This window comes from Butyricicoccus faecihominis (genome assembly GCF_024462775.1).
In the GTDB taxonomy this organism is placed as follows: domain Bacteria; phylum Bacillota; class Clostridia; order Oscillospirales; family Butyricicoccaceae; genus Agathobaculum; species Agathobaculum faecihominis_A.
In genome coordinates, this window is record NZ_JANGCE010000026.1 from 42,333 (window position 1) to 56,179 (window position 13,847).

Here is a 13,847-nt window from a genome sequence, read left to right on the forward strand (position 1 = left end):
TATAAAAAAAAAGCCTTGCTATTTATTGATATATAATATAAACTATTAGAATAAGTGCAAAAATAAATCCGCGCCATGAGGCGTTGACGGGGAAGGGAGGTGCTGCGATAGCGGAAAGGAACGCTGAAAACGCCGTGCCGCTGCGGCGTTATTGGAAAAACGCATGAAGCGGCCGCACAAAATCATAATATAACTGCATCGAACAACAAAGAAGCTGTCGCATAAGCGACGGCTTTTTTGTGTTGGGTGAAGCGCGGGAGGGGAAGCCGCAAAAAGGGCACGCCGCAAAAACGCGGCGCGCCCTTTTTCATACAGGTGCTTACATATCCTTCATCTGCTGCGCGACCTGCGCGCGGAAGTTGGAAAGGAAATCGCCCATGCCGTCGGCATGCTCGTACAGGCGCTCCTTGGGGGAAACGTCGCAGAAGCCGTAGGTCTTTAGGCGTGTGAACTCAGCGCAGGAGTAGCCCGCGCCCTCGTTGCCGATGCCGGTGCCCTTGCAGCCGCCGAACGGCTGGTCGTTATGGCGCAGCGCGCTGGAACCGTTGACCCATACCGCCGAGGATTCCACGTGCTCGGTGTAGTAGAAGGACTTCTTTAGGTCCTTGGTGATCACGCAGGCGGACAGGCCGTACTGGCTCTGGTTGGCGATCGCGACGGCTTCTTCATCGGTCTCAAAGGTGATGATCGGAACGACGGGGCCGAATACCTCCATATCGCACGCGATATCCATGTCCTTGGTCACGTTGTCCAGAATGGTCACGTCCATTTCGGGGCCGTTGCGCTTGCCGCCGTAAAGGAGCTTCGCGCCCTGATCGATGGTGTGCTGAATCTGCTTCTCGACGCGCTCGGCCGCCTTGGTGGAGACCAGACGGGTCAGCTGCGCCTCGGGATCGGTCGCGTGTCCGCGCTTGAGGGTGGAAACAAAGTTCACAAGGCACTTGACGAACACATCGTGCGCCTTCTTATGTACGATGGTGCGCTTGGGGGAGGCGCAGACCTGCCCGTTGTTCTCGTTGATGCGGCCCCAGCACAGGCACTCGATCGCCTTGGCGATCAGTTCGGGATCGTTCGCGGCTTCCTCGGTGATGATGAGGGGATCGTTGCCGCCCAGTTCCAGAATGACCTTCTTGATGGTGGGCGCGGCGTCGTGCATCATCTCTGCACCGGCCTCGGTGCTGCCGGTCATGGCGATGCAGGCGACCTTTTTGTTGGTCAGCAGGTTTTCGGTGCAGTCCTCGCGGCTGCCGGTGACGAATTGCAGCACGTCCTGCGGCACGCCGGCTTCGATCGCCAGATCGATCAGCTTCTTGACGCAGCAGGGGGCCGTGGTGGATGCCTTGACGATCATGGTGTTGCCCATCAGAAGCGCCGGAACGACCTTTTGCAGGGTCAGCTCGACCGGGTAGTTGAAGGGGATGACCGCCGCGACGACGCCCAGCGCCTCGTGACGGACCATGACCACGTGATCCTCGTAGCCCTCGGAGCTGTCGCACAGCACCTCGCCGTACATGTGCTTGCCCACTTCGATGTTGGCGCGGCCGATCTCGGCGGCGTAGGTGGTCTCCGCGCGGGACTGAAGGATGGGCTTGCCCATTTCGCAGGACATGTAGTTTGCGATCTCCTCGCGGTTCTGGTCGATCAGGTCGCAGAACTTGTAAAGGATCTGGCCGCGCTCGAACAGCGGCACCTTTTCCCAGCGGGGCTGCGCCGCGTAAGCGACGTCTACCATTTCCGCGATCTCCTTGCCGTCGTAGTGCGGGACGCTGCCCACTACCTTACCGGTCGATTCATCGATGATTTCCATCATGCGCATGATTTTGTTCCTCCTATTTTGACGATGTTGTATGGTGGAGCGACGTTTGACCGCCGCTTTTTATTAGCTTTAATTTAACATATAAAATATATGGTGTCAACACTTTTTTTAATAATTAAAAAATATAATGAAAAAGGGAGGCCTTGTCGAATGACAAATGCAATGTTTTGAATAGGATGGAAAACAGCAGAAAACCAGGTAAATTAAATTAACCATTAAAATAAGTGTTGACAGAATAGGGATTGAGTGTTATAAATAAAACATGACATATATCAACGGTTGAAATAATTAAGGAGCCGCTGATACACATGCTCAAATACAAACGATAAAAAGGAGTGGACTGTATGAGCCGCATACAGGAAATTTACCGCGAGGCCGAGCAGATCTTTGTGGCGGGCGCCTCGGCGGGACAGCGCTATAACGCAGTGCTGAAGCAGCCGCTATACATCGATCACGCGGATGGCAGCCATGTTTGGGACGCGGACGGCAAGGAGTACATCGATTACCACACCTGCGCCGGCGCGGGCCTTTATGGCCACAACCACCCGCGCATCCGCGAGGCCATCGGCCGCGCGATGGACAAGGGCTTTTTCATGAACTTTGATACCGCGTACCATGTGGAATTGGGCAAGCTTCTGCGCGAGGTGTTCCCGAGCTGCGAGCGCGTCCGGTTGGCCAACACGGGCTCAGAGGCGACGCAGGCGGCAATCCGTGTTTCGCGCAGCTTTACCGGCCGCGACAAGGTGCTGAAATTTGAAGGCCATTTCCACGGCATGCATGAGAACATTTGGTTCAACCACAACGGCGTGGGCAAGGCGGACGAGTACGGCGAGGTCGAGACCGCGGCGGATTCCGAAGGCTTCCCGCAGAACGCGAAGGACAGCGTCGTGAACGTGGTGTTCAACAATATCGACGCGCTGGAGCACGCGGTACAGAAGTACAAGGGCGAAATCGCCTGCGTTATTTTAGAGCCCATCAGCTTCAACTGCGGCTGCTATGAGGCGCGCAAGCAGTACTTAGAGCAGGTGCGCGAGCTTTGCACCCGCGAGAAGATCATCCTTATTTTTGACGAGGTTGTCTGCGGTCTGCGTATGCGTCCGGGCTCCGCGCAAAAATATTACGGCGTTACGCCGGATATGACCACCATGGCCAAGGCCATTGGCGGCGGCCTGCCGATCGCGGCGTTCGGCGGCCGTGCGGATATTATGAACTGCCTCAACCCCATCGGCAAGACCACGGTGAGCGGCACCTACACAGGCTCCTATATGCCGGTTATCGCGGCGATCGAGTGCATTAAGATGGCGATGGAGCCCGGCTTTTACGATCAGATCGAGAAGATCGGCAACAAGCTGTACCGCGGTATCGACGATCTGTTTGCCAAGCATGGCAAGAAGGGCCACTGCCGCGGCGTAGGCGCGCGCTTTGCCATTTACTTCGGCGTGGAAAACACCGAGGACGACTTTGATTTCCGCAAGGTCGCGGCCGAGCTGGATCGGTCCATGTATAAAAAGTTCGTTACCGAATGCCTGCCGCGCGGCCTGTGGTTCCACGATACGGCGGGCCCGGTATCCCCGGCGCACTATGGCATCACCATTGCACACACCGAGAAGGACATCGACGAAACGCTCACGCGGATGGATGATATTTTTAAGACCTTTTAAAAGATAGGAAGTCCACCGGATACTTGTTTCTCATTTTTCTATCGCTCTTCAGATTCTCTCTCAAAATCTTATGTAATGTTCGTATACGCGGCCGTGGCTGCGTTCGGCGTTCGGCTTGCCGCCGTTTCTGAGCATGGGCGGCGGCAAACCGAACGCGGCAAGTTAATCCCTGTCGATCCTTCTATTTCAGCACTCTGTCAGGCAGAGAAAAACCGGCCCCGTCTTTCGCATTCAGCGAAAGACGGGGCCGGTTGCCTTTGATCAAGCCGATTATTTCTTGCCCTTGGACTTGGCCCAGCCCTTACGGCGGGCGGGAGCGGGCTTCTTTCCGGCATACGCGGGCTTTGCAGTCTTTTTTGGGGCGGGCGGTCTTGTGCCCGGCGCGGGGCGGATCAGGCATTCCTTGCCAAAACCGATCAGATCCTCGCGGCCCGCCTTTTTCAGGGCGGCGAGCACGATGGGGCGCTTTTCCGGCTTGCGCCACTGCAAAAGCGCGCGCTGCATCGCCTTCTCTTCCGCCGTTTTGGCGGCATAGACCGGCTTCATTGTGCGCGGGTCAAGCTCCGCGTAATACATCGCGGTGGACAGCGTGCCCGGTGTGGGATAAAAATCCTGCACCTGTTCCGGCATATAGCCGACGCGGTTCAAATAGCAGGCGAGCTCTACCGCGTCCCGCAGGGTAGCGCCCGGGTGCGAACTCATCAGATAGGGCACAAGGTACTGCTTGCGGCCCAGCTTTTGGTTGATGCGGGCATACCGTTCTCGAAAGGATTCATATACAGAAAATGATGGTTTGCCCATATAATACAGAACGTTATCACTCATGTGCTCGGGCGCGACCTTGAGCTGGCCCGAAATGTGGTGCTCCACCAGCTCGCGGAAAAAGGCGTCGTTATGGTCGGCCATCATGTAATCATACCGCAGGCCGGAGCGCACAAAGACCTTTTTGACGCCTTCAACCTGCCGCAGTTCGCGCAGCAAATTCAGGTAATCCGAATGATCGGCCTGCAGGCTTTTACAGGCAGAGGGGAACAGGCAGCGCTTGTCCTTGCAAAGCCCATGCTCCTGCTGCTTATGGCAGGCGGGGAAACGGAAGTTGGCGGTCGGTCCGCCGACATCGTGGATATAACCCTTAAAGCCGGGGCTGGCGGCGATCTGTTCGGCTTCCGCGATCACGCTTTCGTGGCTGCGGGCCGAGATGAACCGGCCTTGATGAAACGCGAGCGCGCAGAAGTTACACGCGCCAAAGCAGCCGCGATTATGGATAATGGAAAACTGCACCTCTTGGATGGCGGGCACGCCGCCCGCTGCTTCATAGGAGGGGTGATAGGCCCGCTGATAGGGCAGGGCGTATACCTCGTCCATTTCGGCGGTGGTAAGCGGCTTGGCGGGCGGGTTCTGCACCAAAAGGTGCTTGCCATGGCGCTGCAGCAGCGCTTTGCCGGTGACAAAATCCTGTTCGTCATACTGCATTTTGACCGAGCGGGCATAATCCGCCTTGCTTTCGCAAACGTCCTCCAACGAGGGACATTGGACGGCGGGAAACGGCAGGTTTTCCGCCGTATGGGTCAGGTAGGCCGTGCCGCGCACGCCGAAAAGCGCTTCCGCGCCCTTTTTGCCGTGCTTTAGGTTGTTGGCCAGTTCGCGTACCGAGCGCTCGCTCATGCCGTACATCAGCCCGTCCGCGCCGGAGGAAACAAGGACCGAGGGCATCACGCGGTCCGCCCAATAGTCGTAATGGGCGAAACGGCGCAGGCTGGCTTCGATCCCGCCGAGGTAGACCGGCGTTTCTGGGAAGGCGCGGCGGGCCAGCATGGCGTATACGGTGGCCGCGCGGTCGGGTCTGGCGCCCGCTTTGCCGCCGGGCGTATAGGCATCGTCTGAACGGCGCTTTTTGGCGGCTGTGTAGTGGGCGACCATGGAATCGATATTGCCGCCGTTGACCAGCACCGCGTAGCGCGGGCGGCCGATCGCGAGAAAGTCCTTTTCGCTGCGGAAATCGGGCTGGGACAGGATCGCGACCTTATACCCCTCCGCTTCGAGAACACGCGAGATGATCGCGGTGCCGAAGGAGGGGTGATCGATATAAGCGTCGCCGGTAACGAGCAGAAAATCGCAGTAATACCAGCCGCGCGCGGTCATATCCTCTTTGGAAATGGGGAGAAAATCGTTCATTTTACACCTTTGCAAAAAAATAACCGTTTCCCGATTGAAGGAAACGGTTATTTATTGTTTCATCAGTTATCGAGATAGTACTGCACCAGTTCCTGCATCAACTCGTCGCGGTCGATCTTGCAGATCAGGCTACGGGCGTTGTTGTGGTTGGTGATGTAGGTGGGATCCTCGGAGAGGAGGTAACCGACGATTTGGTTGATCGGGTTATAGCCCTTCTCCTTGAGCGCATCGTATACCGCGGTGAGCGTGCGCTTCATTTCTTTATTGTTCTCATCTACAAGGCTGAATTTTCTCGTACCGTCAAGCATGTCTGTCTCCTTTCCGGGTCGTTCCTTCGTTTCGTCTACCTATAGGATAATACAAAACGAGGAAAAAGTAAAGTCTTATCCGCGAAGCTTCGCGCCAAAATCTTTTTCCAGCGCGGCGATGGCGTCGCGCATGGCCTTGTCGCATTCCTCGTCGGTCAGGGTACGGTCGGGCGCGCGCAGGCTCATCGAGTAGGCGAGGGACTTTTTCCCTTCCGGAATGTTTTCGCCCTTGTATACGTCGAACAGGCTGACGCTCTCCAGAATAGAGCCGGCGGCTTGCTCGATCGCCTTTTGCAGGGAAGCCGCGGGTACCGCGTCGTTCACGATGACGGCAATGTCGCGGGTGGAAGCCGGGAACTTGGGCAGCGCGTGATAAAGACGCGTCGGGTCCATGACGGCGAAGAGCACGTCCATGTGCAGCTCGGCGGCAAGCACCTCGCCGGACAGACCGTAGGTTTTGCATACGGTGGGGTGCACGGTGCCGAATACGCCGAGACGCTGATCGCCCGCCATGACGCGCGCGCAGCGGCCCGGATGGTACGACGGGTTTTCGGATTCGGTCTCAAAGGACAGGCCCTTGATGTTCAGTTCGTGCGCAATCGCTTCGATCACGCCCTTGAACTGGAAGAACGAACGGCTGCCGTACGAGCCGAGGGCGAGGATCTTTTCCTCGCGCGGGAGGATGGTCTGATCGGCCTTGCCGTCCCTTACGGTGGGCGTGTAGATGGTGCCCAGTTCAAACAGGGATGCCGACGGGTTGCGGTGCGCGTGGTTATGGGCCAGCGAATCCAGCATGGAGGGCAGGATGGTCGTGCGCATGATGCTGAAATCCTCGCCGAGCGGGTTCAGGATCGTGGTGGACACGCGGCGCGGATCGTTTTCCGGCCAGCCGATCATGTCATAGAACTTGGGGGAGATGAACGAATGGCTCATCGATTCGTCAAACCCGGCTTCGCGGCAGATGAGCGAGACCTCGCGCTCGGCCTGCTGCTTGGGGGTGTATTCGCCCTGCACCATTTCGCCCGCGTAGAGCGTGGTGGGGATCTGGTCGTAGCCGTACATGCGCGCGACCTCTTCGGCCAGATCGCACATGCGGAGAATATCGGTGCGGAAGGAGGGGACGACAACCTCGCCGCCCTCGACCGTGAAGTCCAGCTTTTCCAGCAGGCGCTTTTGCTCGTCCGCCGGGATCGCAAGACCGAGCAGCGCGTTCATCTTGTCCGGCTCGAACGGCAGGCGCTTCGGCGCGGGATCGGAGCTGTCCACATCGATCACGCCGTTTACGACCTCGCCGGCGTGGAGCTCTTCCACCAGCTCGCAAGCGCGGTCGACGGCGGACAGCGTCATGCGGGGGTCAAGCCCCTTTTCAAAGCGGCCGGAGGCCTCGGTGCGCATGCCGAGCGCCTTGGCGGTGACGCGCACGGTCGCGCCGTGGAAGCAGGCGGATTCAAAGACGACGGTCTTCGTATCGTCCTCAATCTCGGAGTTGGCGCCGCCCATAACGCCCGCGACGGCGACCGGCTTATCATGATCGCAGATGGCGAGCATTTTATCGGTCAGATCGTGATCGACGCCGTCCAGCGTTTGGATGGATTCGCCGTTCTGCGCGCGGCGCACGACGATCTTGCCGTCCGACAGGCAGGCGTAGTCGAACGCGTGCATGGGCTGGCCGTATTCCAGCATAACGTAGTTCGTAATATCGACGATGTTGTTGATCGGGCGCACGCCGGCGGCGTGCAGGCGCTCGCGAATCCACGCGGGGCTGGGCTCGATCTTGATATTTTTGACAAGACGCGCGGTGTAGCGCGGGCACAGGTCAGGATCGCGCACTTCGACGGACATATAGTGGCCGATATCGTCGCCCACGCCCTTCACCTCTGGCGTTTTGACGCTGAACGGACGGTCGAACGTAGCGGCGGCCTCGCGCGCCAGACCGATCACGGACAGGCAGTCCGGCCGGTTGGAGGTGATCTCGAAATCGGCCACATAGTCGTCCAGACCGACCACTTTACGGATATCCTCGCCCACGGGGGTGCCGTCGGGCAGGAACAGAATGCCGTTTTCGCAGGCGTAGGGCACGCAGCCGTGAGTCAGCCCCAGCTCTTGGAACGAGCACATCATGCCGTTCGAGGGCACGCCGCGCAGCTTGCCCTTCGTGATCTTGACGCCGCCGGGCAGCGCCGATTTGTGCAGCGCGACCGGGCAGATCTCGCCCACGGAGGCTTCCGTTACGTTGGGCGCGCCGGTGACGATCTGGACGGGTTCGCCCTGTCCAACGTCAAGCTGACAAATTTTAAGATGGTCGGAATCCGGGTGATCGGTAACGGAGAGCACCTTGCCGGTGACAACGTTTTCAATCTCCTCGCCAAGGTAGACGACCTCTTCGACCTTGGAACCGGACATGGTCATTTTGGCGTCGAACTCCTTGGGGGTGACGCCGGAAATATCAGTATAATCAGAAAGCCAAGAAAGCGGCAGTTTCATTTGAAGAACCCCTTTTTAATTTGTAATTAGGAATTAGAAATTAGTAATGGAAGGAATCGCGCGCAGCGCGATGATTTCAGAACAGTTAGTAGCGGCACCGCACGGAGCGCGTCATCTTATGACCGCCTTTGGCGGTGTCCACAATTACTAACTACTCATTACTAATTACTCATTCGTTGCAGGGCTGCACTACCGGGCAGCCGTTCGGCTCAGAACTGGTGCAGGAACCGTACGTCGTTCTCATAGAACAGACGGATATCGTCGATCTTGAAGCGGCCCATGACCATGCGCTCTAAACCGATGCCGAAGGCGTAGCCGGAGTATTCCTCGGGATCGATGCCGCTCATTTCCAGCACCTTGGGGTGCACCATGCCGCAGCCGAGGATCTCGATCCAGCCCTCGCCCTTGCAGAGGGGGCAGCCCTCGCCGTGGCAGCGGTAGCACTGGATATCCATCTCCGCGGAAGGCTCGGTGAAGGGGAAGTGGTGCGGGCGGAAACGGACGACGGTATCGTCGCCGTAAAGCTTTTTGGCGAACAGCTCCAAAATGCCCTTGAGGTCGGACATGCGGATGCCCTTATCGACCACAAGGCCCTCGATCTGGTGGAACAGCGGGGAATGGGTGGCGTCCACCGCGTCCGAGCGGTAAACGCGGCCGGGCGCGATGATACGGATCGGCGGCTTTTTCTTTTCCATGGTGCGCACCTGCATGGGCGAGGTCTGCGTGCGCAGCACGACGTTGTCCGAAATGTAGAAGGTATCCTGCGTGTCGCGCGCGGGGTGGTCCTTCGGGATGTTGAGCGCTTCAAAGTTATAATGATCCAGCTCGACCTCCGGCCCTTCTGCGATCGAGAAGCCAAGACCGAGGAAGATCTCCTTAAATTCATCCAGCACGATGTTCAGCGGGTGCTTTTTACCGATGATGACCGGCTCGCCGGGCAGGGTCACGTCGATCGTTTCGTTTTTCAGCTTATGGGACAGCGCGGCCTGTTCAATCATGTCCTTCTGCTTTTCGATGATGGTCTCGATCTCGGCGCGCACGTCGTTGATGAGCTGGCCGACGACCGGGCGCTCCTCCGCGGCAACGTCCTTCATGCCCTTGAGCAGGGCGGTCAGTTCGCCTTTTTTGCCCAGAAACTTAACGCGGGCGGCGTCCAGCGCGCGGGGATCTGCCGCCTTTGCAAGCTCGTCCTTGGCGCTCTGCAAAATGCCTTGCAGCTTTTCCTTCATGGTGATTTCTCCTTCGTGAAAGTTTGTTCCGGGATGAAAAAAACGCCTTTCGTCCCGTAAAAATAGGGACGAAAGGCGCAGCATACGCATTCCGTGGTACCACCCTGATTCCCGGCATGGCCGGGCCCTCATTGAACGCCGGTAACGGGGCGTCAAATCGCCTGCGCCTACTGAAAATGGTTCAGCGCCGGTGCTCGCAGGGGAACTTCGCGTCAAATCTCTTTCGGCGGTTCACAGCCAAAGGCCGCCTTCTCTGAAAAGAGGGGAAAGACGCTACTTTCCCTGTTCATCGCAGTTTTCCTATATAACATTTCTATTAAAGCACACTTTACGGCGCTTTGCAAGGGGGAAAATACAAAATTTCCGCCCGTCAGCCGGAAAGCGGGAGGGATACCGGGTTCGATGTATCAAAGTCCCAGTTGGTCATGTCGACGATGAGGGCGCGGTCGAGGTCTGCGGGAGAGACCGCTTCAAAATATACAAAGGAGATGCCGTGCCGTTCGGGAAAGGCGCCGCCGTTTTTATCCGGCAAGCCCTCAAGGTAGATATCCCGGTGGGGATCTTCGTTTTCGAGAAAGCAGACCAGCGTTTCCGCCTGCGGGTAATAGACGGCGCGGTGCAGGGTAACGCCGTCCACCATTACTTTGCCATTGCGTAGTTCTTGCCGCGTCAATTTTTCACCGCCAATCTGCTGTTCAAGCTGATCCATATGGACGGTGCGGATCTCGGCGTGCACGGCCCGATAGACCCCGACGGTGTGCCAGATGATAACGGCCAGCACTGCAATGACCAGAACGGTGAAAAGAAGAAGAACGCGCTTTAAGTGTTTCATTTGGGCTCCCTCACATCTAGCGATTCGCAAAACGCATCAGATCAGACACGCTGAAGATTGTGACAAAAAGGCTGACCGCGTTGGCCATAATGGCGTAGGTGACGCGTCTCCGTACCGAGCCGACACGGAAGAATTTTTTGTAGATAAGCGCTTCAAAAATCCAAATCGCCGCTTCAAGCAAAAGAAGCGGCCAAGGCGCCAGAAAGGCATCCACCTGAGAGAAATCACCGGAAATGACCATTGGACCCCATGTAAGGGTAAGAAAAATTTGTGTGCCTACATTGGTTAGCAGAAAGATAAGCCATGTGCGCCTGCCCGCTGAAAGACCGAAGAACAGTAGCAACACGCCCCCCTCAAAAAAGAGCGTCATACTACAGGTATAGGCGAATTGCCGAACGTAGGCCCGTACAGCGCTTTGGGCTGTCACGGTGTTCGCTGAGTAGTCATATGTAAATACCTGCTGAAAAGCAGTGCGTTTAACCAGCGGTGTTTGCTTAATTGTACCGTCCGCACACGCTACGGCGATTGAAAAAGACTTGGGTACGCTGTGATAGCCGAATATACTGGTATTGTTCTCTGGAATGAGAGAACCGGTTAGCGGACCAACGGTGCCACTGAGCAATGCGAGGGAAAACGTGCCTTTTTCAAGCGAGTGCAGCGCGTCAACAAGCGATCCATCAAGTTCATTCAAACCATTCCATGTAAGGTTATCACAATCACCCGCTTCCTCCACGGGGATGAGCAGGTCAAGATAATAGGGCTCCGACGGCGGATTGACCACGCGAACGGTGATCTGCGGCTTGGGGCCCATATCGGCCCGCGCGAAGACCGGCAGCGCGGCCAACAGCAAACAGACGATCGACAAAAAGGCAAACAGGCGGTGCTTTTTCATGACGGGCCCTCCCTGCGGCGCGGAAATCATTCCCGGCGGTTTCCCTCAGTATAGCACCGGAGAGAGGGCGGCGCAAGGGCGGACCGCCGCGGCGTTAACCACGCTTGGAGCGAGCGGCAAATCGGGTACGTACGCGGGCGCGCCTGCGGCCGCGCTGCCTGCCGCAGCGGTAAAAATGGTGCGCGCTTTCATTGGATAAACGCTCCGCCGCAAGGGCGTAAACAATGAAAGCATCCATTTTATCCTCCGGCATATCGGCGCATACCGCATCTTCCAGTTGGAGCAGCTGAAAGTAGGACTGGCGAAGGCGGCGCGGTTTGTTGGCGTTCCAGAAATGATAGAAGCCGTTGTAATGGGGCAGATACATTTTTTACACCTCATTTGCGATTTGATATTTTTGATTTGTTTATTGCAAAACTGCATATAATGATTATAAATGTTAATTTGCACATTGACAAGGAGTAAATAATCCCTTTGAAGAAATTTTTAAATGATTGCTTCAAAGATAAAATATTCTTGAGGTGGTATAATGGATTTTCGTCATTCAGACAAATATCGGAAACTGGGCTTAAATATTGCATATTATCGGAAGGACAACGGCTTTACACAGGACAATTTAGCGGAGAAGATCAACGTTTCGCGAAACAGTATCGGCAAGATCGAAACGGCCTCTGTCGGTATTTCCATGGACATGCTTTTCGATATCGCGGAAGCGCTCGACATACCGGCATACAAGCTGCTGGAATTTCGTGACTAAAAGAGTTGCAGGACGGCGCGCCATCGGTTACAATGGCTTTGAGGAACAAAAGCGATCGTCCGGCTTTACCGGCGCCGGCGGCGAGTCGCCGCCGGTTCGCAAATACAAACCGTATTCGCTTCGCTCAGCCGAAGCCGCGCCACGGTATATCGGCACACGCTGTGTGCAATTCCATACCGCGCCGCGTTTCGCCATGCACTTTGTTTTGTTCCGCCGGGAAAGGGAAAGGGAAAGGGGGGCCTTGCGTTGGATCGGATCATTTACCGTGAGGCTTCCACCCTTTCGCGTGATTTAGGGCTGCGGCTGCAAACGCTGTACGCGGTGAGCAACCAATTGGACGCGCACTACCGCATGGCACAAATACCCAAACGGGATGGCGGCGTACGGCTGCTGGCCGTGCCGGATGAAACGCTGAAATGCGTGCAGCGCCGTATCGCGGGGACGCTGCTGTGCCGCATGCCGATATCGCCCTATGCGACGGCGTACCGGTTTGGCGGCGGTATCATCAAAAACGCCCGCCCGCATGTGGGCAGGCGGACGGTGCTAAAGCTCGATATTTGTCGATTTTTCGACAGTGTGCTGTACCGGCAGGTGAAGGACGCGGCCTTTCCGGCGGATACCTATGCCGAACCGCTGCGCGTGTTGCTTGCCATGCTTTGCTACTACCGGGACGCGCTGCCGCAGGGGGCGCCGACTTCGCCATGGATTGCTAACCTGATCCTGCGCGAGTTTGATGAGGAAATGGGCGCGTACTGCGCAAAGCGGGCGATCCGTTATACGCGCTACTGCGATGACATGACCTTTTCCGGCGATGGATCGCTTGAGGGAGTGCGGGAATTTGCCGCCGCCGCGCTGCGGAAACGCGGCTTTTTATTAAATGAAGCCAAAACCAAACGCATGAACGCGGGGCAGCGGCAGGCCGTGACCGGCCTTACCGTGAATGAGAAAATGCGCACGCCCGCCGCATATCGCCGCGCACTGCGGCAAGAGCTGTATTACTGCCGCCGGTTTGGCGTGGAGGAGCATTTGAGGCGCACGGAAAGCGCGCTTTCCGTGGAAGCGTATTTGCGAAGCCTTGCGGGCAAGGCGAATTTTATCCTTCTGGCCGATCCTGCTAATCGGGACGCGATAGACTGCAAAGAATGGATTAGTCAGCAGACAAAAGGGAGGTAAAACAATGTATGTAGGGGATGATTTTGACTTAAACGGCATCGGCATGAGCTCGATGGAACGGGGCATATTTTCGATTGTGCCGATCATAGTGATCCTGACATTCGTCGTGGTGATTGGCATTTTCGTGGTCGCGGTGGTGCGCGGGGCCAAGCAATGGCATGAGAATAACCAATCGCCCATCTTAGAGGTACGAGCAAAGGTGGTTTCCCGGCGGACGGATGTGAACATTCGCCACCATCACGACGCGGACAATATGGGGATGGATCACACGACCAGCTCGACCGATTATTACGTCACCTTTGAGGTCACAAGCGGGGGCCGGATGGAGTTTAGCGTCAGCGGGCGGGAATACGGCATGTTGGTTGAACAGGATGAGGGCATGCTGAAGTTTCAGGGCACGCGGTACTTAGGCTTTACCCGAGGCGCCGCGGAATAAAACGGCGCTTCATAGGTGATATGGCGTTGCCGCGCGGCGGCTATTTTGATAGCCTGAAGGCCGGTTTCCAAACGGAAACCGGCC

The 13,847-nt window shown here is 56.9% G+C and carries 12 protein-coding genes and 1 other annotated feature; of the genes, 4 read left to right on the forward strand and 8 right to left on the reverse strand.

Annotated features, from left to right (window positions below; all coding sequences use genetic code 11):
- Positions 1 to 319: 319 nt before the first annotated feature.
- On the reverse strand, positions 320 to 1,816 hold the full coding sequence (locus NE562_RS12960) for an aldehyde dehydrogenase family protein (protein WP_280962854.1): 1,497 nt from the start codon (positions 1,814 to 1,816) through the stop codon (positions 320 to 322).
- 344 nt (positions 1,817 to 2,160) lie between these two features.
- On the opposite strand from NE562_RS12960, the gene NE562_RS12965 reads away from it, so the two are divergent.
- Complete coding sequence (locus NE562_RS12965) at positions 2,161 to 3,477, forward strand: aspartate aminotransferase family protein (protein ID WP_280962855.1); 1,317 nt, start codon at positions 2,161 to 2,163, stop codon at positions 3,475 to 3,477.
- 270 nt (positions 3,478 to 3,747) lie between these two features.
- On the opposite strand, the gene NE562_RS12970 is transcribed toward NE562_RS12965, so the two are convergent.
- From NE562_RS12970 to NE562_RS13000, 7 genes are all read right to left on the reverse strand, one after another.
- Positions 3,748 to 5,652, reverse strand: a complete 1,905-nt coding sequence (locus NE562_RS12970) for a YgiQ family radical SAM protein (protein WP_280962856.1) — start codon at positions 5,650 to 5,652, stop codon at positions 3,748 to 3,750.
- Between the two features lie 62 nt (positions 5,653 to 5,714).
- Complete coding sequence (locus NE562_RS12975) at positions 5,715 to 5,960, reverse strand: IreB family regulatory phosphoprotein (RefSeq protein ID WP_280962857.1); 246 nt, start codon at positions 5,958 to 5,960, stop codon at positions 5,715 to 5,717.
- Positions 5,961 to 6,035: 75 nt separating this feature from the next.
- Positions 6,036 to 8,444, reverse strand: coding sequence for a phenylalanine--tRNA ligase subunit beta (gene pheT, locus NE562_RS12980; protein ID WP_280962858.1), 2,409 nt, complete (start codon positions 8,442 to 8,444; stop codon positions 6,036 to 6,038).
- A 209-nt stretch (positions 8,445 to 8,653) separates the two neighbouring features.
- Positions 8,654 to 9,673: a phenylalanine--tRNA ligase subunit alpha gene (gene pheS, locus NE562_RS12985; protein ID WP_280962859.1), complete on the reverse strand. Its 1,020-nt coding sequence runs from the start codon at positions 9,671 to 9,673 to the stop codon at positions 8,654 to 8,656.
- A 61-nt stretch (positions 9,674 to 9,734) separates the two neighbouring features.
- Positions 9,735 to 9,972 (reverse strand) — a binding site (T-box leader).
- Positions 9,973 to 10,043: 71 nt separating this feature from the next.
- A complete protein-coding gene (locus NE562_RS12990) occupies positions 10,044 to 10,505 on the reverse strand; it encodes a hypothetical protein (protein ID WP_280962860.1) in 462 nt (153 codons plus the stop codon).
- A 16-nt stretch (positions 10,506 to 10,521) separates the two neighbouring features.
- On the reverse strand, positions 10,522 to 11,397 hold the full coding sequence (locus tag NE562_RS12995; protein WP_280962861.1) for a hypothetical protein: 876 nt from the start codon (positions 11,395 to 11,397) through the stop codon (positions 10,522 to 10,524).
- Positions 11,398 to 11,491: 94 nt separating this feature from the next.
- Positions 11,492 to 11,764, reverse strand: a complete 273-nt coding sequence (locus tag NE562_RS13000; protein WP_280962862.1) for a hypothetical protein — start codon at positions 11,762 to 11,764, stop codon at positions 11,492 to 11,494.
- Positions 11,765 to 11,926: 162 nt separating this feature from the next.
- Between NE562_RS13000 and NE562_RS13005 the strand changes: the two genes are divergently transcribed.
- The 3 genes from NE562_RS13005 (at position 11,927) to NE562_RS13015 (ending at position 13,763) form a co-directional block, all read left to right on the forward strand.
- The gene (locus NE562_RS13005; protein ID WP_280962863.1) at positions 11,927 to 12,154 is read left to right on the forward strand and encodes a helix-turn-helix domain-containing protein; all 228 of its coding nucleotides are present in this window, start codon (positions 11,927 to 11,929) and stop codon (positions 12,152 to 12,154) included.
- Between the two features lie 246 nt (positions 12,155 to 12,400).
- Positions 12,401 to 13,327 (forward strand): reverse transcriptase family protein, encoded by a 927-nt coding sequence (locus NE562_RS13010; RefSeq protein ID WP_280962864.1) that lies wholly within the window; start codon positions 12,401 to 12,403, stop codon positions 13,325 to 13,327.
- 4 nt (positions 13,328 to 13,331) lie between these two features.
- A complete protein-coding gene (locus tag NE562_RS13015) occupies positions 13,332 to 13,763 on the forward strand; it encodes a DUF2500 domain-containing protein (RefSeq protein ID WP_280962865.1) in 432 nt (143 codons plus the stop codon).
- Positions 13,764 to 13,847: the final 84 nt, after the last annotated feature.

Excerpts from the sequence above, each read along its gene's own strand:
- NE562_RS12970 (WP_280962856.1), bottom strand. The coding sequence starts at position 5,652 with ATGAACGATTTTCTCCCCATTTCCAAAGAGGATATGACCGCGCGCGGC.
- NE562_RS12975 (WP_280962857.1), bottom strand. The coding sequence starts at position 5,960 with ATGCTTGACGGTACGAGAAAATTCAGCCTTGTAGATGAGAACAATAAA.
- pheS (WP_280962859.1), bottom strand. The coding sequence starts at position 9,673 with ATGAAGGAAAAGCTGCAAGGCATTTTGCAGAGCGCCAAGGACGAGCTT.
- NE562_RS13000 (WP_280962862.1), bottom strand. The coding sequence starts at position 11,764 with ATGTATCTGCCCCATTACAACGGCTTCTATCATTTCTGGAACGCCAAC.
- NE562_RS12960 (WP_280962854.1), bottom strand. The coding sequence starts at position 1,816 with ATGCGCATGATGGAAATCATCGATGAATCGACCGGTAAGGTAGTGGGC.
- pheT (WP_280962858.1), bottom strand. The coding sequence starts at position 8,444 with ATGAAACTGCCGCTTTCTTGGCTTTCTGATTATACTGATATTTCCGGC.
- NE562_RS12990 (WP_280962860.1), bottom strand. The coding sequence starts at position 10,505 with ATGAAACACTTAAAGCGCGTTCTTCTTCTTTTCACCGTTCTGGTCATT.
- NE562_RS12995 (WP_280962861.1), bottom strand. The coding sequence starts at position 11,397 with ATGAAAAAGCACCGCCTGTTTGCCTTTTTGTCGATCGTCTGTTTGCTG.
- NE562_RS13015 (WP_280962865.1), top strand. The coding sequence starts at position 13,332 with ATGTATGTAGGGGATGATTTTGACTTAAACGGCATCGGCATGAGCTCG.
- NE562_RS12965 (WP_280962855.1), top strand. The coding sequence starts at position 2,161 with ATGAGCCGCATACAGGAAATTTACCGCGAGGCCGAGCAGATCTTTGTG.
- NE562_RS13005 (WP_280962863.1), top strand. The coding sequence starts at position 11,927 with ATGGATTTTCGTCATTCAGACAAATATCGGAAACTGGGCTTAAATATT.